A 504-nucleotide genomic window follows, 5' to 3' on the forward strand; every position below is an offset into this window, starting at 1 on the left:
GGTAGAGAGATTTTGAACTGTGAGGTGGCATCATAGAAGCGTTTGACATAGCTTATGCGCTCAGCTTTGTCATAGTTGGCAAACAGACACATACCGACCAGCATATATAAAAACTGCGGGCTTTCATAAACGGTCTTGGTGACGCGATCTTGCACGAGGTATTTGCCTGCCATTTGCTCAACGGCTGCGTAGGCCAAGTTCATATCGCGCCAATGATCGAGGTATTCTTCCAATTCATCAAACTCGCTACGACTATAATCGGCTAGGATATGCTCATCGTATTTGCCAGAATCTGTAAGAGTTTTAACGTGGTCATATAGGTGCGGCGGTGTAAATTTGTTATAAGCAATCTTACGCAGATGAAAGATTGCCAAACGCGCGGCCAAATATTGATAGTCAGGAGTATCTTCAGAGATAAGGTCGGCCGCTGACTTGATGATGGTCTCATGAATGTCACGAGTCTTGATCCCTTCATAAAACTGAATGTGCGACTTAAGCTCAACT

General features: G+C 44.4%; 1 protein-coding gene. It reads right to left on the reverse strand.

Features of this window, described 5'->3' with window-relative positions:
- A partial coding sequence (locus ACS8FD_RS24980; protein WP_439277824.1) for a ribonucleotide reductase N-terminal alpha domain-containing protein occupies nt 1–504 on the reverse strand: 504 nt, incomplete at both ends.

Source organism: Psychrobacter sp. 1U2, from assembly GCF_051847575.1.